The 23,010-nt window shown below is 51.2% G+C and carries 21 protein-coding genes; 3 read left to right on the top strand and 18 right to left on the bottom strand.

The features are described 5' to 3' along the window. Nucleotides 1–92: 92 nt before the first annotated feature. From J3482_RS13005 to J3482_RS12990, 4 genes are all read right to left on the bottom strand, one after another. Nucleotides 93–572 (bottom strand): FAD-dependent oxidoreductase, encoded by a 480-nt coding sequence (locus tag J3482_RS13005; protein WP_206922508.1) that lies wholly within the window; start codon nt 570–572, stop codon nt 93–95. A gap of 68 nt (nt 573–640) precedes the next feature. Further along, nucleotides 641–1,456, bottom strand: a complete 816-nt coding sequence (locus J3482_RS13000; protein ID WP_223204191.1) for an alpha/beta fold hydrolase — start codon at nt 1,454–1,456, stop codon at nt 641–643. A gap of 115 nt (nt 1,457–1,571) precedes the next feature. Further along, nucleotides 1,572–2,621: a 2,5-dihydroxypyridine 5,6-dioxygenase NicX family protein gene (locus J3482_RS12995; protein WP_188332292.1), complete on the bottom strand. Its 1,050-nt coding sequence runs from the start codon at nt 2,619–2,621 to the stop codon at nt 1,572–1,574. A 21-nt stretch (nt 2,622–2,642) separates the two neighbouring features. Then, nucleotides 2,643–3,296 (bottom strand): isochorismatase family protein, encoded by a 654-nt coding sequence (locus J3482_RS12990; RefSeq protein ID WP_146823704.1) that lies wholly within the window; start codon nt 3,294–3,296, stop codon nt 2,643–2,645. A 686-nt stretch (nt 3,297–3,982) separates the two neighbouring features. Between J3482_RS12990 and J3482_RS12985 the strand changes: the two genes are divergently transcribed. After that, nucleotides 3,983–4,759, top strand: a complete 777-nt coding sequence (locus tag J3482_RS12985) for an isochorismatase family protein (RefSeq protein WP_223204192.1) — start codon at nt 3,983–3,985, stop codon at nt 4,757–4,759. Between the two features lie 111 nt (nt 4,760–4,870). Here the strand turns inward: J3482_RS12985 and J3482_RS12980 are convergent, their stop codons facing one another. The 14 genes from J3482_RS12980 to J3482_RS12915 form a co-directional block, all read right to left on the bottom strand. Beyond that, entirely contained in the window at nt 4,871–5,902 is a 1,032-nt protein-coding gene (locus tag J3482_RS12980) for a Gfo/Idh/MocA family protein (RefSeq protein WP_206922506.1), read from the bottom strand. A gap of 35 nt (nt 5,903–5,937) precedes the next feature. Next, nucleotides 5,938–6,906: a sugar phosphate isomerase/epimerase family protein gene (locus tag J3482_RS12975; protein ID WP_206922505.1), complete on the bottom strand. Its 969-nt coding sequence runs from the start codon at nt 6,904–6,906 to the stop codon at nt 5,938–5,940. A 43-nt stretch (nt 6,907–6,949) separates the two neighbouring features. Further along, nucleotides 6,950–7,780 carry a carbohydrate ABC transporter permease gene (locus J3482_RS12970; RefSeq protein WP_206916087.1) on the bottom strand — a complete coding sequence of 277 codons (831 nt, stop codon included), beginning with the start codon at nt 7,778–7,780 and terminating at the stop codon, nt 6,950–6,952. 13 nt (nt 7,781–7,793) lie between these two features. Next, nucleotides 7,794–8,705: a carbohydrate ABC transporter permease gene (locus tag J3482_RS12965; protein WP_236018218.1), complete on the bottom strand. Its 912-nt coding sequence runs from the start codon at nt 8,703–8,705 to the stop codon at nt 7,794–7,796. Between the two features lie 69 nt (nt 8,706–8,774). Beyond that, nucleotides 8,775–10,037 (bottom strand): ABC transporter substrate-binding protein, encoded by a 1,263-nt coding sequence (locus J3482_RS12960; protein WP_206922504.1) that lies wholly within the window; start codon nt 10,035–10,037, stop codon nt 8,775–8,777. A 196-nt stretch (nt 10,038–10,233) separates the two neighbouring features. Continuing rightward, entirely contained in the window at nt 10,234–11,259 is a 1,026-nt protein-coding gene (locus tag J3482_RS12955) for a 2-keto-3-deoxygluconate permease (RefSeq protein WP_206922503.1), read from the bottom strand. Between the two features lie 53 nt (nt 11,260–11,312). Continuing rightward, nucleotides 11,313–12,344, bottom strand: a complete 1,032-nt coding sequence (gene pdxA / locus J3482_RS12950) for a 4-hydroxythreonine-4-phosphate dehydrogenase PdxA (protein ID WP_146823713.1) — start codon at nt 12,342–12,344, stop codon at nt 11,313–11,315. Between the two features lie 23 nt (nt 12,345–12,367). Further along, the gene (locus tag J3482_RS12945; protein WP_206922502.1) at nt 12,368–13,663 is read right to left on the bottom strand and encodes a four-carbon acid sugar kinase family protein; all 1,296 of its coding nucleotides are present in this window, start codon (nt 13,661–13,663) and stop codon (nt 12,368–12,370) included. Nucleotides 13,664–13,677: 14 nt separating this feature from the next. Then, nucleotides 13,678–14,436, bottom strand: coding sequence for a DeoR/GlpR family DNA-binding transcription regulator (locus J3482_RS12940; RefSeq protein WP_146823717.1), 759 nt, complete (start codon nt 14,434–14,436; stop codon nt 13,678–13,680). Between the two features lie 690 nt (nt 14,437–15,126). Further along, nucleotides 15,127–15,756, bottom strand: coding sequence for a ThuA domain-containing protein (locus tag J3482_RS12935; RefSeq protein WP_146823719.1), 630 nt, complete (start codon nt 15,754–15,756; stop codon nt 15,127–15,129). Nucleotides 15,757–15,829: 73 nt separating this feature from the next. Beyond that, a complete protein-coding gene (locus J3482_RS12930) occupies nt 15,830–18,205 on the bottom strand; it encodes a glycoside hydrolase family 3 N-terminal domain-containing protein (RefSeq protein ID WP_206922501.1) in 2,376 nt (791 codons plus the stop codon). 20 nt (nt 18,206–18,225) lie between these two features. Continuing rightward, nucleotides 18,226–19,104 (bottom strand): carbohydrate ABC transporter permease, encoded by an 879-nt coding sequence (locus J3482_RS12925; RefSeq protein WP_146823723.1) that lies wholly within the window; start codon nt 19,102–19,104, stop codon nt 18,226–18,228. A gap of 1 nt (nt 19,105) precedes the next feature. After that, the gene (locus tag J3482_RS12920) at nt 19,106–19,996 is read right to left on the bottom strand and encodes a carbohydrate ABC transporter permease (protein ID WP_206922500.1); all 891 of its coding nucleotides are present in this window, start codon (nt 19,994–19,996) and stop codon (nt 19,106–19,108) included. Between the two features lie 63 nt (nt 19,997–20,059). Beyond that, nucleotides 20,060–21,400 carry an extracellular solute-binding protein gene (locus J3482_RS12915; protein WP_146823725.1) on the bottom strand — a complete coding sequence of 447 codons (1,341 nt, stop codon included), beginning with the start codon at nt 21,398–21,400 and terminating at the stop codon, nt 20,060–20,062. Nucleotides 21,401–21,708: 308 nt separating this feature from the next. On the opposite strand from J3482_RS12915, the gene J3482_RS12910 reads away from it, so the two are divergent. Continuing rightward, nucleotides 21,709–22,650, top strand: a complete 942-nt coding sequence (locus J3482_RS12910; protein WP_206922499.1) for an HD-GYP domain-containing protein — start codon at nt 21,709–21,711, stop codon at nt 22,648–22,650. Nucleotides 22,651–22,662: 12 nt separating this feature from the next. Continuing rightward, nucleotides 22,663–22,878, top strand: coding sequence for a hypothetical protein (locus J3482_RS12905; RefSeq protein ID WP_146823726.1), 216 nt, complete (start codon nt 22,663–22,665; stop codon nt 22,876–22,878). Nucleotides 22,879–23,010 lie beyond the last annotated feature (132 nt).

The raw sequence follows: 23,010 nt of genomic DNA, 5'->3' as shown, positions 1-23,010 counted from the left end.
GCAACGCAAAAGGAGACGTCCTTTTCCATTCCTAGGATAAGGACATGATATACGTCAACTCCTGGACAGGCAATTCAGTCAACTTTCGGCCATTATGGATTGGCCAAAACAATATCTGCTTCAAAACTGCTCCCGTCATCAAATCGCGCAACAGGTTTTTCTTGATCCCAATCTATCGCAACGCACCTCGTATTAAACGTGATACAGTCTTTTGACAATCCCTCCGTTAAAATTGCATGCAAGTCAGCCCGATGCACATGATAAAAATTTGCTCCGTACAGACTTGGGCAGACGCCTTTCAGCGGCGTGTGGAACAATTCCTTACCTGAATGCCAATCCCGTCCAACCATCGCTTCGGGCAAAAAGCCGACTTCGCGTAACTCGTCCCCAAGTTTCAATTGTTCCAGAACCTTGACGGCGTTAGGGGTCATTTGAATCCCCGCTCCTACTTCCCCAAATTGTGGCGCCTGTTCAAACAAATGATAAGGAATCCCTCTTTGTTGAAGTGTTCTTGCCAATGTGACACCGCCGATACCAGCGCCGATGATACAGATAGTCGGTGAATTTTTCATTCAAACCCTTCCTTTGCAGTAGTTTAGAAAGTCCAGCAAATCTCTATGTTTTACGTCTGAATGCAACGTCACGGTGCTAGCTTATCAACAAATTGTGTCACGTAATCCGTGAAGCGTTCCGGGTCGTCCTTGTAAATCATGTGACCAACTCCAGGAACCCGTATCGCCTCCATAGCGGGATTAAGTCGACTTAGCAATTGAAATTCTTCATCCAAAATGGTACCACCGAGCTCTGCGGCCAATAACAACGTAGGACAGTCTAGCGCCTTCACGTAGACGTGGAACGGCTCGGTAAAGAAGGCGTCATACGACTGGACAATGGCCTCTACGCACACATTTTGGTACTCTTCCTCCCGCAGCTGAACCAGCATTTCCGAGAGGCCTGGAAACTGCGCCTGAAACGCTTCCCGACGACCACTGTCTGCGAGACGCTTTTGATAGAGGAAAGTATCGAGTGGTGTTGGATACTCGTCGCGTTGCCCAGGACCGTGAATGGGCGGATCGACAAGAACGATGCCACTCACCAATTTGGGATACCGAGTGGCAAACGCTGCAGCCACGCGCGCCCCCATGGAGTGTCCTACAAGAATGGGCGAGATAGGGTTATCAATGAGCAAATTTACCACTGCCAGGACGTCGCTGACATAGTCACTCATCCGATAATGATCTTTCACGTGTGTCGAACGTCCACGGCCACGCATGTCTACCGACACGCAGTAATAAGAGTCGGGCAAGCGTTCAACGATGCCATTAAAGGACTTGGCAAGGCTTGTAATCCCAGGGAGAAACACCAACGGAACCCCGTTTGGGGAGCCAGAGGTCAATAAGTGCAGCTCTACATCGCCAGTGTTTAGTAAACGGCTTTCCATCTTCTTTTCTGGCAAAGTGATTTCCTCCAGTCCGTGTGTATCATTACCTCAATCAAATTACAACGTCTACCAATCGAGCACATGCATTACTCCATGTGGTAGATCTCATAGCTGACAATCGTACACAAATTTATAGCGTTTCCTTTACTACTCCATTAGGAAGTAACGAAGGAATGACAATTTCACCTTTATCAACAATCAGTGTGTCGTCCAACCACAGGGAGCAGTTGCACATCGGGATATCTAGGTGACACGCCGTGTCGTTCGTGCCGCCAATCTCCGCATTCGGCCCGGTAGAGAACAAAACATTGCCGAGGAAAGCCCGACCATCCATGCCAATTCCACGCGTCTCGGTCACCAACGCATCCCAGCGAGCGCGTTCATTTAATCCAAATCCGATGTGAGAAATTCCATAAGCGTTCGGGTCGTCAAAGCTCTTCATGTATTCAGAAATAAGCTTGGCATCAAAACCGCCTTCAACACTCACCACGCGCCCCTTGCGAATTGTGAAGCGAACCGGTTCCTGGACATAACGTTTAAACGGAAAGACAATGTCGCCCTGTTGAAGCACGACCACACCATTTACCCCATCATCATTGCCACCTGTAAAGGCAAAGCCACTTGTAAAGTGATCCCAACGGCCTGGCTCGTCTGCGAAGCCATACTCGGCAACAGCCGGATATTGCCCCAATTCATATGTGACATCTGTCCCCGCGTCATTCGTAAAGCGCAGCGTTTTCGCCTGTTCGAGCATACGTTTTTCTTCCAAAACGCGCCGCTTATCATCTTCCTTGGGGAACATCCGCATCAAGGTTTCTGGAGGTTCGACACACAAGAGAATGCGCGTGTTCGCCGCCTGGATAGCAAGCTGTTCCTTGGAAAAAAGGAGGAAGACGAGGTCGATAAGCAAATCAGACTGCTTAAACGCCTCTACAACCAACGGATGGTCGCCCAGGCCCGTTTGTCCCACGCGCCACTCCACGTCCCCGGCCGCTTGTGGAGACGGCAAATCGACATGAAAGACTTTCGCCCCGAGTTCGGTAGCAGCTGCACTAAAGGCTTGTGCGTAATCTAGTCGTTCAAGGCCTTGAGTCAGAATGCCAACCGTTTCACCGGGCCGAACCTTACACATCCTGAGTTCCTCTCGGAACATGGGCAACAATTTCACTGCACTACTCATCAAACATCCTCCTCTATGTCCCTATGCCTTTGCGGCGTGCTCATAGCGTTGTGCCAACTGTGTGAGTACGGTGTTACAATCTACGATGTCCGCATATTTTTGACGCATATCAAAGAGACCGACACGATGGGAGTCTGGCCACCTATCTCCAACACAATCTTCCACCACAATCGGTTTAAATCCGTACTGTAACGCATCGACTACCGTCGCACGTACGCACCCACTTGTGGTGCATCCGGTAACCAACACCGTATCCACATGATCGTTGATGAGTCGCGACACCAAATCCGTCCCAAAAAACGCAGAAGCGAACTTCTTTGTCAATAAGGCATCTTCATCTTTCACGTGAAGTCTGGCATCGAGTTCAACGGTGCGTGTCCCCCTTACCAGCGTTTCAAGACCTTGCATCTTGTGCGCCCAAATCCCTGCATCCGACATCGATGCATCGTACGCTATCGTGGTAAAGTACACGGGTATACGATGGGCATGAACAAAGTCGAGCAATCGATTCATTTGCTCTATTTGAAACGAGAGGTCAGAACCCATCGGTAAACTTGAATCTGTAAACCCCACGATGACATCTACGACGATAAGTGCTGGTTTCTCACCAAGTTCGAAAGGTTGACCGAACCCTCGCTCTGCAAAAAATACCTCCGCTTCCTGTGTTGTGCTCATATGCTGTCTCCTTAATTTCATTCTAGATGGCTCATTCTCGTATCGCTGTTGACCAGACAATGGACAACGCCATCCTTCACCGCCGGCCAGTGTAAGCGAATTCATTCCAGGTTTCGATTAAACAGTCTTCACTTGCAAATATTTTCGGTTGTACCAAATGATCAGTAATACAAAAAGGGAGAAATAACCTTTCCAACATCTAGGAAACCATGCGGTGTCAGACACAAAACCGTATTTTTGATTTCAAAATCTGTACCCATTGTGCAACGTAAAGGCGAAGGACAAATTATGTGGATTTAGGCGTTTCGTTACATAGCTATTGAGTTAAATTATCTAACACGTAAAGCGGTTGAATTTCACCTCCTCAAATCGTGTACCTTCATAAAAACCACCCAAAAATAACTAAAGCTATCATATGATAAGTTTTGTTGCGTGTCAATACGGTTTATCTAAATTGACAGAATCATTTCAGGGAGGTATATAAGATAAGTCCACAGAAGCACCTCACAAAACATTCCGTTCCAGAGACGATTTATGTAAATTATATTTACATATATTTCTCATCTTGGATGCAAACTGCATCAAATATTGATTGGACATTCCAGCGGCCAACATGTTAAATGGTTACAGGAATTGATCAACATTGTCAGATGACAAGTAATAACCTTCTGGAGGCGATGCTTAGCATGCAAAATATGTTGAATATATCACAGGCAGCTAAGCTCCTCGGCGTATCACCTAGCACGCTTCGGCGTTTAGAGAAGGACGGCGTTGTCGAGGGGTACGGGCTGAAAGTCGTGTATACACCCGGTGGGCAGCGTCGATATATCTTTGACGAAGTTCAGCTGTTGTATACACAGGAAGGATTTTCTGGACAACTCGGCTTTGGCAGGCGACCATTATTGATGGTTCGAGATCTCGTCGCCGCGTTTACAGACCCAAATTCTCGTCTCGCCATTGAACTAGACAAACAAGTCGAAACGACCAAGGCGCTGATTGAGTTATGTATAGGGAGGAACATTCCGGTCACCTTCACCCGCACAATCTATGATCCGACCAATCTCAGTTCACAGTTGTGGGGGCAAAAATTTCCGTCGATTTGCGCGTTAGAGGACAAAAAATGGATCCAGATTCACCCTGAACTCACCGACTATTCATACAGTATTATCAGCGACACGCCCTACATCACAAACTTTCACAAATCACCCATCGAACGTTTCGTTGAGGAAAATGAAATCGACACCGTGATTCTCGTCGGTGCGACGACCAGTGGTAGCATTCGAGCCACCGCGGTGGATGGTATCCAACGGGGGTTGCGCGTGATTATTCCGAAAGAAGCGGTGGGGGACCGAAACCAGACGATACAAGCTAGCGCCTTAACAGATCTCAACGCGCGCTATGCAGACGTGATGAACGCATCGCGCGTTTTGCAGACCTTAGAGGTAATGACTTCATCGCCATAAATACCACTCGCCAGCAGATGGTGTTCGCGAAGGAACGATGAAGAACGAATGGATTCGGCCGATCCACCGTGTATTTAGCGGATCGGCCGATGTTTGCTTGGGTCATGCGAATCATACCAAATTGCGCAAATATACTTTCTGTCCAATCCGTGCGCTCTCAATCGCACCGAACACCATGGCAACACTGTAGATGTTATCGGTGCACTCGGTCTCCGCGGGGCGGCCTTCATTCAATGCGTCAAACATCTCGTCCAGACAGCCCCAGTGTCCTTCACGTCCACTCCAAGCGACTGGAATTTCCACAGTCCGCGTCTCGCGGTGGAGTCCTGTGGGTTCGCGGTCGAGCAAAGCGACTTCGCAAATCGGATCATTGCGACCATCCCACAGAATGGTTCCTTCACTCCCCGTCACCCGCCAGTCGGATTCCCAAGAAGTTGGAAATCCTTCTGTACACCATGCACCCCGATAACAGAACACCGTTCCGTCACTCATCTCAAAAATGCAGATTGCCGCGGCGTTTCCTTGGTACCAAGACCCCGGGGGATTAAACTCTTGGCAGTATACAGAAACTGGCTTTGCGCCGGAAATGAAACGGGCCTGGTCAAACGTGTGAATCGCCATATCGAGAATTAGTGGATTGTCCATTGCATCCCGAAACCCGCCAAAGTGGGCGCCGATGAAAAAATCGGCGTAGAGTGCGCCGAGGCGGCCAATTGCACCATAGTTCACAGCGGCGCGCACCGCACGAATTTGTCTGAGGTAACGTCTATTTTGCATCACGGCATAACGTTTACCTGATGTGCGAGCAACCCGTACCATATCGGCGGCATCTGCCATGGACGTCCCCATCGGCTTCTCGCCAAACACGTGGCAACCTGCGTGGAGTGCCGTTGTCACCACCTGCTTGTGACTATCCGGAATGGTGATGTCGAACACCAAGTTGGCGTCGGTGGCCGAGAGTGCATCTTCGATATCGTGAAACGTGGGAACATGGAGGCCTCGCCTCTCTGCCATCGCGATGGCCGTCTCTTCATAAACGTCAACGAGTCCGACCACTTCTGCGTCCGCTCGCTGCGCTACATAGTCAAGCCACGTATTCGACATGCTCCCGCATCCGACAACAAGCACCTTGTGTTTTGCCATTCACATTTCTCCTCCTCTGTTCTACGGATACCGAATTAAGCCCACCACATGTCTTTGACACGCTCGTCAATCAACAAGTCCTGAAGAAAGCGGACGGCTTTCTGAAAGCCTTCGTCAATCGACATGAGGCCATCCTCGTGCTCAATACTGATGGCGCCATCGTAGTGCACCAGTTGTAGTGCACTGATGATATCGCGCCACATCTGTTCGCCGTGGCCATAGCCTACCGTACGAAAAACCCACGACCTGTCCGCCAAATTGCGGTACGACTTCGTATCTAACACACCGTTGAGCGCTGTATTGCGCCCGTCCACGGCGGTATCCTTCGCGTGGAAGTGATAAATCGCGCCCGCGCGCCCAAGTGTTTTGATACACTCGACGGGATCCATCCCTTGCCAGAAAAGATGGCTCGGGTCAAAATTGGCGCCAATCGACTCGCCACAAGCGTCTCGCAACCGCAAAAGCGTTTCCGTGTTATACACGCAGAACCCCGGATGAGGTTCGATGGCAGCGCGAACCCCGTGGTTCGCAAGAAAGTTTGCCTGCTCCTGCCAATATGGAATAACCTTTTCCGTCCATTGCCACTCCACGACGCGCGAAAAATCGTCAGGCCACGGACACGTAACCCAAACAGGATTCAAGGAGTAATCAGATTCCCCTGGACAGCCGGAGAATGTCACGACATTCTGTACCTCCAGTTGTTCTGCCAAACGAACTGCATTCTGAAATTCCTCATGAAACTGCGTCGCCAATTCCTGATTGGGGTGCAGCGGATTACCATGGCAACTCAGCGCGCTAATTTCCAGCCCTCTCGCTTCAAATTGCTGCCGGAAGTCGCGCAGTGCTTGTGCATCAGACAACAGCTTCGATGCGTCACAATGCGGTTTGCCGACGTAACCACCGACCCCGATTTCTATCGCCTTGAGACCGCTTGCCGCAATATAGTCCAACATTTCCTCAAATGAACGGTTTCGGAACAATACCTGAAAGACGCCTAATTTCATCGCGATGCACTCCCTTTACTGTAGTGGTGGGCAACCATCAAAATTACCCTTTTAAACCTGTACTCGAAATTCCCGCAGTAATGTACCGCTGCGAAACAATCAAAAAAATGGCGGCCGGAATAGATGCAATCACAGCGAACGCCATGAGTTGATTCCAATTTGAACCATACGTACCGATGTACTGATAAATCGCGACAGTCACGGGCTCAATGCGGGTGCTGGTCGTCATGGTGACGGCAAATAGAAAATCCGACCACGTGAACAAAAAGGAGAATAACGACGCAGTGACGAGCGCAGGCTTGATAATGGGTAGCACCACGCGGATAAATGCGCCTGTATCACCGGTGCCGTCCACCTTTGCTGCTTCTATTAACTCTTTTGGAATGGACATCATGAAAGCGCGCAAAATCAATACAGAAAATGGTACCGCGTACGTGGTATCGGCCAGCATCAACCCAAAGTAGTTGTTCAACAAGTGAACTTTATGAAAGATAATAAACAGGGCATTTGCCAAAGAAATACCTGGAATCATTTGAACAATTAACAGGACCAATAAAAAAACCGGCACCGCTTTTGTTCGAAACTGAGCCAAGGCATAGGCGGCCGGAACCGATATCAACAACGCCAAGATGAGCGAGCCGAACGCGACGATGAGACTCGTAATTAGGTGCGGCCACTGCTGCAGAAACACATTCGCATATATCCCCCACTGTGGGGTTTGCGGGATGATAGACGGATGACTAGAGAAGAGCTGCATCTGCGTCTTTAGGGAAGACACGACCGTCCAATATAATGGAAAGATAAGGATAGCCACACACACGATTGCAACTGCCAGATACCCCATTTGCCCGAATGCCCTTCGATTCGTGCTCACAACTTCACCTCCCTCAATCGAGTGCGCGCTTGTTGAACCAGAGGTACACAGCAGTGAAACACAGCGCGATGACAATTAATCCATTGGCAATTGCCGCCCCTTGGCCAAAGTCGAAGTTGGTAAAGGACAGCGTGTAAGACCAAGTCGATAAGAGTTGCGTCGCGTTCTCGGGCCCCCCACCGGTCAATGTCATCACGATGTCAAAGACCTTTAGGGTATAAATGAGCCCCAACATCAAAACAATGGCGAAGACCGTGCGCACACTCGGCACCGTGATATGGAGAAACGACTTCCACTTACCTGCACCATCGATTTGCGCGGCTTCATAAAGCTCCTGCGGCACATCCTTGAGTCCGCTGTAAATCAACACCATATTAAAGGGGATACCAATCCAGATGTTTGTGATGATAATGACAATTAGCGCCGATTGCGGATGCAATAGCCAGGAGATGGGGTGATGGATAATGTGTAACCCAAGAAGAGCTTCGTTGATGATACCGTCCGTTGAATCGAACATCCATTTGAAGATGGTTCCAGAAACCAACTGGGGAATTAACCACGGAACCAGGATGAGGGCGCGGAGAAACCCATTCGCCGGGAACTTTCGATTGAATAGCAACGCAAGCAGCAACCCGATGACAAATTGAAAGATGATAGACAATACGGTGAACTCAATCGTATTGGCGACGATATGCCAAATACCGGAGCCGGACCAGGCTGCGATGTAGTTAACGACGCCATTGAAGGGCGCGTGGCCGCGGATGACGGTGATTTGGTTCAAATGCTGAAAGCTAATAACGATGCTATAGTACAACGGGTAACCAAACATGACGAGCAGATACACGGCAAGTGGAACCAGGAACCACGCTCGTTTATACCGCGCCATGCGAAACGCGCGTGACGGCGTACTTGATTCAGAGAGCATTTGTCTCCCTCCCCTTCCCTTCCAAGCCAATCAGGCGTTCATCCGGAACACGCAATCCTTCACTGGTCGTCAATCGCTTGATTGAAGCATTTGCTGTGTCTCCTGCTGCGCCTTTCGAAGCGCTGCATCGACGGAAGAGGCCCCCGTCAGCACACTTTGCACCGCGCTTCCCCAAATATCGACCGCTTTCGGATAGTGAACGCCCAAATCTGCCGTTCGTGCCCGCGCGTGCTCGACTTCTGTCGCAAAGCTCTGCAGGTACGGGTACTTCTTCACCACCTGCTGTGCTACAGGTGTGTACGCCGGCACTTCTTGGGACTCTTCTGCCCACGTAATCTGCTGAGCCTTGGTATCATCCAACCATTTGAGAAACGCAAAGGCTGCCTGTTCTGAAACCATGTTTGTCTTTGGAATGGTCCATTCTTCCCCTCCCAATGGCGCAATAACCTGGTCCCCTAATTTGGGAACTGGAACAGTTGCAATCCCATAATCGAGTCCCTTCATCGTCTGCAGCGTCGGGACAATCCACGGGCCGTTAATCATCATCGCCACTTTGCCCTCTTGAAACTGGTTCTGGACGTCTTGCTGATCCCAATTGACAACCGCCTGTGGCATCGATCCGTCATCGACCAACGACTTCAAAAAATTGAGCGTATCGCGGGAGCCTTGTGAATCGATGTGTGCGTCGAGGTCTCCACCTGCAGTCCACAAGAAAGGTTCAGTTTGCCACGCGACATTACCAAGACCACTTGCCCCTGAAAATGCAAACCCGTACACGGAACCGTGTGTTAACTTTTTCGCATCAACGCGCAACTGTGCCCAAGTCTTTGGCGGCGACTGAATGCCCGCCTGTTGAAACATTTGTTTGTTGTAAAACAGTGCGATGGTATTGTTCGCGTTCGCCAGCCCGTATAACGTATGGTTGTATGTTCCTTCGCTGATAGAACCCTTCGCGAAATTCTCCGTGTCGATGTGGCCGAGTTGTTGCAGCGGCACCAAAACGCCTGTGCTCGCAATTTCTGGTAGGTTGGGATTGTCGAGCATCAGTAAGTCCGGCATGTCGTCGGCCATGGCTTGTTGAATCACTTTTTGCAAATACGTGGCGTTTGGAACGAGTTCACGCTGGATTTTAATGTTGGGGTGAAGTTTTTCATACTTGTCAATCAACGTTTGCATCAGTGCGCCTTGTGTGGATGTATAGTAATCCATCTCGGTAATCGTGATGGTGCCGGACTGGTGATTGCCTACATTTGGCCCTTGTCCACAACCGGACACCCCTGCAACCGTCCCGGCAATAAAGGCACAACATGCAAAGGTCGACCATCTTCGCATCCATAACCCCTCTTCCCCTCGCAAGCGATTTCATCATGAAGCTGTGTCGTCTCCATTTGTTCATCCATTTGACTGACGATAAAGGATATGAACGAGCATGGACAATGATGACGACTGACAAAAAAGCCCTATCAGGCAGAGACTGTGCCTGATAGGGCTTTCGTAGACGCCACATGTTTATTCCGTGGGTAGAATGTTAGTTATGCGCTTCCTTGGCGGACACATCTACGTGGGACTGTTGCTCCGCTTCCTGCTGCACAGACTGTTCACCCCGCGTCACCCCCGACCGCTTTGCAAAAAATGCCGTAATAATCGGTACACAAATCGAGGTGACAATAACCGCTGCAGCAACCTGCACGGTCGCTTGCCCAGCTACCGACTGGTAACCAGTATAGACCGCCGCCACAGCCATCGGAACCGCCGCTGCGTTGCCTGCGGTCGATGCAGCAGCGACACCAGCCAAGCCTGTACCACCCACTAGCCTATCGACCAAGTACAGCACGACGCCCGTTACGACGACAACGCCAAAGCCCAAAATGATGCCTGCGAACCCAGCTTGAAAGACGTCCTTTAAGTTGATGCCAAAGCCAAGGCCGATAGCGAACAGCGGAATGAGTACGTCTTTCCCCTTGCTGAGGAACTCCCGCATATTCTTATCGAGATTCCCTAACACCATACCAATGATGAGCGGTAATAGGGCAAAAATGAATGCGCGCAACGGAAAAGCTGCGAGTCCAGCGACGCCGAGAATCAGCATGGTAAAGAACGGCCCTGATTCGAGAGACATGATAGAGTACGCCGCAACGTCTTCCTGTCGTTTGCCGAGTTGCCCCATCAGCGCCATGTACAAACCACCGTTGGAATCCGAGAAGGCAGCGACGATGGCTAGAGCAGATAGCCCTAAAAACATGTGATTCTGATCTGGCGCTAGGAACTTGATAAGAAATCCAATGATGGCAGCGGTTACAATCTTACTCAACCAAAGTGATACACCCTTCTTCAAAACGTAACCTGCTGCGCGAAACTCAATGGTTGATCCCAGACAAATATAGAATGCCGCTAACAAAGACGTGGAGCCTGTCAGCAAACCGCCGGTAAACGAACTCTTAAACACCGTATCGTCAGGCAATCCCGGCCAAATGGTTCGGATAATCGCACCAATGAGAAGTGGAAAAATCATCATGCCACCCGGAACTTTATCGACCACTGCTTTAATCTTCATGTTAATGCCTCCCGTCGCGTTAAACGCTTACTTGAACGCCGGGGGATAGCGCATTATTGCGCAGCCCCGGCAGCTTTCCCTTGTAAGAAATCAATCGCCACCTGCAGTGATTGGACCATGCTCTGTTCGCGAGCAATGCCTTTGCCGGCGATGTCGAAGGCGGTGCCGTGATCGACAGAAGTCCGTAAAATCGGAAGTCCCAGCGTGACATTGATACCTGTGTCAAAACCGAGCATTTTGATGGCAATGTGACCTTGGTCGTGATACATGGCAATGACGGCGTCAAACTCGCCACCCGCCGCACGCGCGTAAATCGAATCTGGCGGCCACGGACCACTGACATCCATTCCAGCTTGTTTCGCCTGTTCGATAGCTGGCGCGATTTGTTCGATGTCCTCTCGCCCAAACAGGCCACCCTCGCCTGCATGTGGGTTGATACCGGCCACCGCAATACGCGGCTGTTTCATCCCGAATTGCTCCAATGAGCGGACTGTCAGTTGAATTCGTTCAAACACACGATTTGTCGTCGCCATGGCAATCGCATCCTTCAGACTCACATGTGTCGTCACGTGAACCACGCGAAGTCCGTGATTAACGAGCATCATGGCTGACTTGTCCGATCCCGACAACGCCGCCAACGCCTCCGTATGCCCGGGATATGGCACGTGCGCGAGTTTCCATGCCTCCTTGTTGATTGGAGCGGTACAGATGGCGTCCACTTGTTTCGCCACAGCGAGCTCGACCGATTTCTTGACGTAGTCAAACGCCGCAGCCCCCGCTTCAGCCGACACCTTTCCCCACGGCAAGTCCCTTGGGACGTTGTTTTGATCTAATACATCCAGAACGCCTGGTTGGTACATCGCTTCGGAAATATCGGCAATCGGCCGCAGCGTCACTTGATTCGCTGACAACCGTCCAGCCTTCACCAGCGCTGCCTTCGCGACCTCAAGCCGGTTTACGTCCCCGACGACGACCGCCTCAACCTGCTCTGCAATCACCTTGTCCTGCAAACCCATCAGCGTAATTTCGGGACCAATGCCGGCAGGGTCTCCCATCGTTACTGCGATATGCGTTTTTTTCGTCATCCTGATTCATCTCCAGTTTGTGTTCAAGCTTCGTGACACAAGCGATGTACGACACTGCAAAGCGTCTGCGCGTCGCCAAAGCCACCAGCCTTGGATACCAGTGTCAACTTTTCATCCTGCCCGCCGACGAAACTCCATGGAATACCTGGGAGCAGTTCGCCTTCAGGCCAAATCTCTGTATATCCGACCGCCTTGCAACAAGCCAACGCCGTGTCACCACCCGTGGCAAACACGGCCAAGTGCGGTTGTTCCGAACGCCCGAAATCCGCACTTGAACGGTGTACCCATGCCTTGGCCACCTGGGCCAACGCATCGACCAGTCGCGTTCGGTCGACGGTCGACACACGCTCAGGTGATAACGTCAGGACCGTAATGTCTGCGTCATCTGCTGCAATTTGCGCGATGGCTGCCGCTATCTCATCTGGCGCCGTGACATCATCGACAACCTTTGTCGCAGACAACTCGAGGGTGCGCACCACTCGCTTGTTTTGCAGCTCCTGCACCTGCTCTCGCGCCAACTGGTTGGCACTGCCGATGACATAAAGCTGTCTCTGCGCACGCGGCGGTCGCGAACCCACTGCTGCGTCGCATGCGCCCCCGGACTGTGTCCAGACCTTTGCTAACTGTCGGGCTAAGCCGGCGGATCCACACGGTAAATACGTCGTGTCCCGACTGAACACCTCAGCCAACACGGCCAAATCTTCATCCACCTCGGTATCGGCCACAATGAGGACCGGCCCATCTCCTTGATCCGCCAAGAAATGTTCAACCGCATCAGCCCCTTGACGAATCGTCGACAAGTCAAGTTGAACCGTCGGCCACGCTACTTTCGTGCGAACGTGCTCTGCAACATTCGCGGACAGAATCGGATGGTGCGGGTCGTTCGCGAATGCTGTTTCGTTCACGGGCACGCCGTGAACGTACAGCACACCGCCAATCACCGTCCGCCCCCCAGCCGGGAAAGCCGGCGCCAGTACGGCGATGTTCCGATTCAATCCGCGCACGGCCGCCTCAATCTCCGCCCCAATATTGCCCCGCAACGTCGAGTCGACTTTCTTGTACACAAGCGCCCCCGGGCTCGCTTGTGTAATATGCGCACAAGCATGAAGCACCTTCCCGAAGGAAACCTCTGGCGACAGATGCCTTGTTTCTGCGTCAAACACCTGAACCGTTTCGTGCGTTAACCTGAAGTCCCACGGCATCGCCGAATCGAAACCGATTCTCACGCGACGTTCTGGCGTTCGAAAGTAACTTGCCGCATCTGCAGCGCCTGTCAGGTCGTCCGCTAGAATAAAAATCGGCGTGCTCTGGTCAGTCACCGCGGCCACCCCCTTTACCTAGACGGCGCTCCAACCTCCACCACATGAATACCGTTTTCAAACAAACGGTCTCGGAATTCTTCTGGTACATAATCCGTAATGAGCAAGTCCACCTGTTGCAGCGAAGCATATGTGCGAAGCGATGCGTCACAAAACTTGTCGTGATCAGCTAAGAGAATCACTTCCTTCGCGCACTCAATGGCCGCCCGTTTCACGGAAGACGTCACTTGATTTACGTTCCACAACCCATTTTTGACATCGACGCGGGCGCTGGACAGAAAGTACTTCGTCGCTTGACGGTTCCGAAAGTAAGCCTCTGTCTCTTCCCCGAACACCGCCGCCATTTCTGGCACATACAGCCCAGGCGCCAGGTGAACGTGCAAATTTCGCCGCGCAGCCGGTTGCAGGATTGCGAGTGAGTTCGTATACAACAGCGTGCCTTCACTCAAATAGGGAACCATACCAGCGACAGTCGATCCCGAATCCAACACCACCACATCCGACGGCTTAATCAACTCCGCGGCCTTCGCAGCAATTTGCTGTTTGGCTTCCCAGTTGTGCTGGCTCCGCAACTCGAAATCCGGCCCCAATTGGCTATCGGTTTTCCGCCGCAGATTGCGCCCCGCCTCGTTGGGACGATAATTGAGCTCCTGTATCGCTTTTCTGACTCTCTCAGCGATTTCAGGATTCACAGTAGAAACGCCATTCAAAACCCGTGAAACCGTTGCGGGTGATGTCCCTGCGGCTTTCGCCACATCTTTCACCTTCACCACGAATTCCAGCCCCTATCTTGAACACTGCCCTACGATTCCCGATACACTTCGTGTCTCTTTTTCATATCAACCTCAATTTCAAAGAACCTACGCTTCATGAAACGCTTAGAGATTCGTGAAATCGATTTCTGAAATCGGATTCTGAGATTAGTATGATACGGCTCGAAGAAGTTGTCAAGTGTGATGATGGATGACCATGGGGAAGCTTTCGGGCCGGCGCCACCCGCATGTCCGTGTCTTAATGACACAGCCACTGAATAGCCGCAGACCCTGTCGTCATTCACCGAGCAACGTAGTACCGAAGGATTGTTTCAACCACGTTGAGGGCGCAAGTGTCCTAATATGTAAAAAGGCCACCCAAGGTGGCCTTTCAAAACATTAATATACGCCGTAACCGCCTGTTGCACAGCTACAGCTGCAACTGCAGCTACTTGCAGTAATGCCAACAGCTGGTACCAGTAAGAAGAACAACACAAAGATGATCAGAAACACGACAGCCCATTGCGTATATCCACCGAACGTACCCATTTAAAACGCCTCCATTGCTTTCAGGATGGTGTATGGTACGTGCGGAGGAGACGGATGTACACGGACATATGGCCGAACCGTTCCCACCACGCCGAGCGTATATGCCGACCTGCGAAGCATTGTGACGCAGCGCGGCGTGATTGTGAAAAGGCGACGCAGGAATTACGCTTCTGCAGCCGCCCACGCCAGACCTTGTCGAGTCAAGCGAAGGACTTCTGGCATCCGTACCACATCCGGGTGGTGACCCAGTGAGTGGTAAAACACCTTGCCGGATCCATAGCGTTTCGTCCACGCGACTGGCATCACCGTGTCACCAAATCGGGTGGTGGCTAAAGTGTGGATGGCGGGGTCAATATGCATGTAATACTGCTCAGAAGTCACGGTGAAGTTCGGAACACCCTGGGTGATGGGGTGATTCAGGTCCGTGACGATGACGTCATATGTGACGCCATCATTTCCTGGGTGGGCGACCCACTGGCCGCCGACCATGTACTGGAACTCAGGCATATTGCGAAAGGCGTCCCCGAGTCCACCGTGGATGCCGGCCAACCCAACGCCCCCGTGCACCGCTTCCCGCAGTGCCGCGAACTGGTTGGACGTGATATCGCCCTGCGTCCAGTGCAACACAATCAGTTGAAACGCCCGCAAGTCATCTGCGGTCGTAAAGCTGTCGAGACGGTCACTCATCGTCACGCCAAAGCCAATCTCACCGAGCAACTCGGCAAAGATATCGGCGATTTCGCCGGGATAGTGCCCCTCCCATCCGCCATAGACGACTAATGCCTGACGCATGCGTATCCCTCCAGATATGCTTGGTTTCACTATCCTCAACTACCGCCATTGCCTGTCGTAACCACGTGTGCGGTTACGCCTGTACGCTTCCGAGAGATACGGCACGAACCGGGGTCGTAAAGATTTTCTGCGACGCCACATCGCTCACCTCTCCCGTGATGGAGAAGCTGCCGGTCAGTCGAATGTCGTTGGAAGCGGCGCCAATCCCAATGTCAATCACGCCTGGTTCCACGACATAGCGCATCTGACGATTGTAAAAGCCGAACTGATGGGCCGAGAGCGTGAACGTTACCTGCATCTGTTCACCCGGTTGCAGAAAAATTCGTGTATAGCCACGTAGTTCCTGCAGTGGACGCGTGACATCGGCCTCGACGTCATGCACGTATAGTTGCACAACTTCCTCACCACCGACGCCTGACGTGTTCGTCACAACACACGAGATATCGACAGAACCGTGAACGTCAATGGTATCTGTGGACAACGTCAAATTGCTGTATTCAAACGTCGAATAGCTCAACCCGTAGCCAAATGCGTACAGTGGTTCATTGCTCTCGTCAACGTAGGTACCTTTCCAGTGTGAGCGGCCGCCGGACGGTTTGTGCGCATAATAAATGGGAACTTGACCCACCGAACGAGGCACCGTCACTGGCAGGCGACCACTTGGGTTATAATCCCCGAACAACACGTCTGCGACTGCAGCGCCCCCCTCTTCACCTGGCAACCACGCTTCGACAATCGCCGGGACATGGTTTGCAATCCACGGCGTCGCAAGCGGACGACCACTGACAAACACGACGACAGTCGGCGTGCCTGTGGCGACAATTGCCTGCACAAGCTGCTCTTGAACGCCAAGCAGCCCTAACGTAGCCCTATCCCGCGATTCCCCAGTCGTGCACTCGTCGGTCAACCCAGCTCGATCACCGACCACCACAACCGCCACATCCGCACCGCTCGCAACTTCCACCGCTTCGGCGAATCCCGTATCATCCTGGCTAAACACATCGCACCCTTGCGCGTAAGCTATCTCCACGCCGTCGCCGACTTTCGCGGTCATCGCCTCGAGAATCGACTGCATGGGCACAAATTCTTGAACCCGCTCCACGTCCTCCGGCATCGGCGTCGCAAACACGTTGTCCTCGTCGCGCATTTCGAGCAGCGACTCGATGTGACACGGGTACGCGTAGTCGCCAACCATGTTGCGCGTGTTATGCGCATTTGGCCCAATGATAGCCAACTTTTTCAATGCACTCACCCGAAGTGGCAATAACTGTGCCTCGTTTTTCAACAAGATGATAGACTTTTGCGCGGCCATCCTAGCTAAATGCCGCTGCTCTTCGTTATCAAAGACTTCAAGTGTGCGCGATGTGTCCACATATGGATTTTCGAACAGGCCCAAACGGAATTTCATCGTAAGAATCCGCCGCACCAGTTCGTTCACCTCGTCTACCGTCACGAGTCCCGCAGTAATGGCCTGTAGCAGGGATTCTCCATACACGTCACGACTTGGCAATTCCACATCCACACCGGCCTGCACGGCAAATTGGGCCGCTTGTACCTTATCGCGTGCAACATGGTGATATTCGTGCAGCATGTTCACCGCAAAATAATCGGACACGACAATTCCATCAAATCCCCACGTGTCGCGCAGGATGTCAACTAATAATTGCTTGTTGTGATGACACGGAATGCCGTCGAGCTCATGATAGCCGGGCATAATCGACCCTAGATTTGCCGCTCGGACGACCGCCTCGAATGGATACAGGTACACTTCGTGCAATTCCCGCTGGGGGATGTGTGCCGGCGCCCAGTTCATGCCTCCCTCCGAAATACCGTAACCGACAAAGTGTTTGCCGGTCGCAATAACGCCCTCAGATAACCGCTCCCCTTGCAGCCCTTGAACATAGCCAATCCCCATTTGTGCGACAAGATACGGGTCTTCACCAAACGTCTCTTCGATGCGCCCCCACCGTGGATCCCGCGTGACATCGAGCAGTGGCGCCAACGCCTGATGGGCCCCTGCCGCGCGCATTTGCTGGCGGATGACTTCACCAACGCGCCGGGCAATAGCGTCATCCCACGTGCTGGCGATGCCGATGGACTGTGGAAAACAAGTCGCGCCCTTGGCCATGTACCCACTACACGATTCCTCGTGAACGATGGCGGGGATTTTGAGCCTCGTATGCTGCATGAGGAACGCCTGGATCTCGTTGGCAATCTGCCCTGTCCCCACGGCATCGTGATTGGTCGCACCACCAATGCGCGTGATTTGACCAATGCCGTATTGAAAGTGACGCTTGGCTTTTTCTTCCGAAAACGTCAGACCGTCCAGCACTTCATACGCCCAAACAGCCGATAACTGGGCAATTTTCTCGTCGATGGTCATCTCGGAAAGCAACGAGCCTACTCTGTCCTCGAGAGACATTTTCGCGTCTTGGTACTTTGCAGTCATAACGTTTTCCCTCCGTAAGTTTATTTTCCAAAACCAGCCAGCATACCTCGAAGCAAGTAGCGCCGACCGAAAATATACGCCAAGATGAGCGGCAACGCAGACAGAATGACTGCCGCCATGGTGACAGGTACGTTCATCGTGTACTGCCCCTGGAAACTGACAATGGCCATCGGCATCACGCGAGAACTATCGCTCTGCGTGAGTACCAACGGAAATAAAAAGTTGTTCCACGCCTGCACAAAATCGTAAATCGAAACAGAAATGAGCGCCGGCATTGCCAGGGGAATGACGAGATGCCGCAAAAGCCGAAAGTCACTGGCTCCCTCCAGTCCCATCGATTCGTAAAGCTCATTCGGAATATCTCGGACAAAGTTCACGAGAATCAACAGCGTAAGCGGCAGCCCAAACGCCACAGATGGGAGAATCATGCCAAGCAAGGTGTCGTACAAGCCCATCTTCGTAATGAGCACGTAGATTGGGATAATGGCCGCCTGAATCGGCAGTGCCAAACCGACCAGAAAGACATCAAAAATCACGCGTACCGCACGGTTTCTGGACCGCACGACGACATACGCACAAAGTAGTGAACACCCGACAATCAGCGCGACCGAACACACGGACACAATGACACTATTTAAGAAATAGTGCACAAAACCGGCCTGCAGCACCGTAGCGTAGTTCTCAAACGTCGGATGCAGCGATGGAAGCCAAGGGATGCCAAGTAAATAGCCCTGTTGGGATCGGAGGCTGGTCATCAACATATAAAGCACTGGATAAAACGCGATAATCAACCATACGACGCCAAGGGCGGTGAATACCACGTTATACCACCTCAGCCGCCTCCGGCGTGGCGCACGCAAGTTTACGCTCGCGTCTGTCTTCACCACTTGAGAAGCCATGTCACATCCCCTCCAGTTGACTTTCCATGCGGCTAAACCCTGTAAACCGCAGCGTCAAAATAGACAGGATGACACCAGCCACCGCCAAAATCACGGCCAATACACTGCCGAGTCCGATGTTCTGATTCACAAACGCCTGTTTGTACATATCCATCGCCAATACCGTCGTCGCATCTCCTGGCCCGCCGTCGGTCAACACGTAGATGAGGTCAAAATACGTGAGCGATCCGGTCAGCACCAAGACACTGGACGTAATGAGCGTATACTTCAACTGCGGCAAGGTAATCGAAAAAAATGTGTTCCAAACGTTCGCTCCGTCAATGGTGGCCGCTTCATATAAGGAGTCTGGAATTTGTTTTGCGCCTCCCTGATACAACAGCGAGTGAAACGGAATGAACTGCCAGGCGATAATCAACGTCACAACCAGAAGCGCCAAGTGCGTGTTCCCTAACCAGTTCTGATTGCCATTTCCGATATGCAGAGACTTTAACAGCGCGTCCAACAATCCAAAGTTGGGGTTTAAAATGTAGGACCAGGTCACGCCAATGGCCACTGACGAAAAAAGTAATGGCACAAAGTAGAACACGCCGAACACTGCGCGATGCCTTTGCCGCCCCGCCAAAAAGACACCGACCAGAAGGCTAATTGGCGTCTGGACAACCCAAGACAACACCATGACTTCCGCAGTCAAGCGCAACGCGTGCAGCGCGTCGCCGCTGCGAAACACACTGCCCCAATTGGCCAATCCCACCCATTTCGCACTGCTGATGCCATTCCACTGGAGCCCGCTGTAATAAACCGCCATCAGCATCGGAAACAATGCGAAAACGGCAAAGAATACGACTGCCGGCGCAATCATCAACCATCTCTGCCAATTCATTTTGGTTCCCATAGTGGTTCCCTCCAACCATCGACTTTGCAGGGGACGGATAATGGATTATCCGTCCCGCCGTTGTTACGACTGCATGTGCTGATTCATATCGTCGGAGAACTGTTGCGGCGTCATTTGATTGAGGAACAACTTACTTAAATCGGTTAACAGCTCCTGTGCTTCGCTCGGCGGGAGCGCCTGATCCCATGACGCCTGGAAATTCGGTGCATCTTTGACCATGTCATAGGTGAACGACAAGTAATCGCCGTACGTCGCCTGCTTTAGTTCCGACTCAATCCCTTGCACAGGCGGAACGTCGCCAATGCTAATCCATTCTTTCACGTTCTGATCATTGAGCACCGCGTCCTTTAAGAAGGTCACAGCCGCCTTTTTGTTCTTCGAGTCATTCGAAATTGAGTAGTAGTTGGACGGATTGCCGACGATGTCGTTCGGATTTCCCTTGCCACCAGGTACAGTTGGGAACGTCATGAAGCCCAAATTACCCTGATCAATAAACGATTTGTCATCCGACAAAATCGTAGCAAATCCCCAGCTTCCCATCAGTTCCATGGCGGCTTTCCCCGTATACAAAAGCGCCGCATCCTCACCTTGGTTTGAACTGACCGAACTGAATCCTTGCTCAAACGCCCCAGCGTTTACCAGTTGTTGAATCATCGTATTCGCTTTCAAAAATGCCGGATCTGACCATGCATTTTTCTTCCCGGCAAGAACATTGTTAAATACCTGCGGTCCACCAATCCGGTCAACCAAGTACTCCTCATACATCAAATCTGGCCACTGATCTTTGCCACCTAGAGAAATCGGGGCAATGCCGTGAGCCTTAAACACTTTGACATCATTGAGCAAGTCGTCCCACGTCTTCGGCGGCGTAAGATGATATTGTTGAAACACCTGCTTGTTATAAAACATCATGACTGGCTGTACGTTGTCGTTCGGAACACCATAAATTTTCCCATCAAAAGTAACCGGTTTCATGACAGACGGTAAAAAACGATTTGCCCAACTCGGGTCAGCCTTTAAATCAGAGGTCAAATCATAAACATCCCCAGCATCGATGTACGACTTAAGTACACCGCCACCCCAACCAGTAAAGATATCTGGTGGATTATGTGCGCCCATGGCGATTTGAATCTTCTGCTTGTACGGGTCGTTTTCAAAAAACTGTACGGTCGATTGGATATCCGGATGAGACTTGTTAAAGTCGTTCGACATGTCTTGAACGACCTTTTGCGAAGCGCCTGTTTGAATGTCCCAGATAGTAATGGAGCTTTTGCCAGATGTACCCGATGCCCCACTGGATGAATTACTCCCTCCGCTTGCATTACCGCATCCGGTGACAAGAGCACTCGCCGTCAACGCGACAGTCACGCCAGCCGACAATACTACTTTTGGTCTCTTCAACATTTGATCCCTCACCTTTTATTCGGATGGTAAACAAACTTATGAAATGATATTCGCAAGCGCTTTCGAAATTCCTGCTTGATGTGCAACATTCAGTGAATATCCTTCTTAAATATTTCATTGACAGTTCCAGTCCAACTTATGTGAAATCAAAATGCCTAAATCGACACGCTATCCCACTGGAAGACAGAAAATCTATCGAAACTGACGAAAGATCTGATATGATAACCACAATGCGTACTCAAGGAGAATGCGCTGTATTTTGGCATTTTTATTTAGATCAATCATTAGACAAGCAGGTGTATTTGCTCATGGAGCTCAAAAAGGAATATGCAACGAGCTGGCTCCATCACATCTCGCAAGAAAACGGCATCGAACGCGTGGAGTCTGGCAACACAACCCTGACACTGCTTGCGAGTAAAAATGGAACAGAAATCATACACCACCGCTTGAGCAAAGGAAAATCATGGGCCCTTACTCCACTTGAGGGTTGGGATGAGCTCGAATTTATACACCTTCTCAGCGGGAGGCTTCATTATAAACTAGGAGATATGGGAGGTATTTTAGAACCCGGGGAGTCCCTATCTGCAGAGCCTGTACAAGACTATGTCATCTTTACTGCGGATGAAGATTCCAATTTTATTTACGTATGCTCAAACTACGTCTTTCATCAATACAGTGAAATTACCAGAAAATTCAATACATTAGCGGTTGAAATCGCCGAAAAAGATGGGTATACCGCAAGCCATTGCGAACGAATTAAAACGCATTCGCTAGAGATTGGTAGGCAGATGTCTCTAGACACGACAGAACTGATATCCTTGAGCTTCGGGGCATTTTTTCACGATATCGGAAAATTAAATATTCCTGATGAAATTCTACTGAAACCGAGCAGACTAAATGATGAAGAATTTAGTATAATACGTATGCACACGCTTTTCGGAAAGGACATTCTTGCTTCAACAGGCCTTCCGCACCTTATTAGGGCTGGAGTAATTGCAGAGCAACATCATGAGCGTTTTGATGGAAGTGGCTATCCCTATGGCTTGAGTGGTAATGAAATTGACATAGGGGCTTCGATTGTAGCCGTCGTCGACAGTTACGATGCCATGACATCCAACCGTCCCTATCAGCGAGCAAAATCAAAAGATCAAGCGATTAGTGAAATCCGCGACCTTCGGGGCACCGCTTATCATCCCGATGTCGTGGATACATTTCTATCGCTGGTCGATACATTTCAAGACATTGAGTAGGAGGTCAAAGTGATGAATCTGTTCAAAAAAGCAGCAGTCATTGGTGCATTGAGCGCCAGTTCGGTGGTTGCCGTACCAGCATTAGCAAGTGCGAGCACAGGAGATAACCACGCCCTATGTGTACCAGGTGTAACCATTACCTCGTCCGTCGAAGGTAGCCATCTTTATATCACGATTACATATCCAGGTGGAAGCGTAACCGTAGATCCACCGCTCGTGATGGATTAACTCGTGATGGATTAAAGTGTCTCCATGAAGACGGTAGGGGCTGTCCTTAAACCATCTGCGTTGACTTCTGGACAGCCCCTTCGTGAAAACTTTCGCGTGACAAATTTGCCACTGACACGAGAAGCTATCAAC

Origin of the sequence: Alicyclobacillus suci (genome assembly GCF_017329615.1) — a bacterium.
Taxonomy (GTDB): domain Bacteria; phylum Bacillota; class Bacilli; order Alicyclobacillales; family Alicyclobacillaceae; genus Alicyclobacillus; species Alicyclobacillus suci.
The sequence above is the reverse complement of the archived record's forward strand: the minus strand, read 5'-3'. Positions and strand labels throughout refer to the sequence as shown.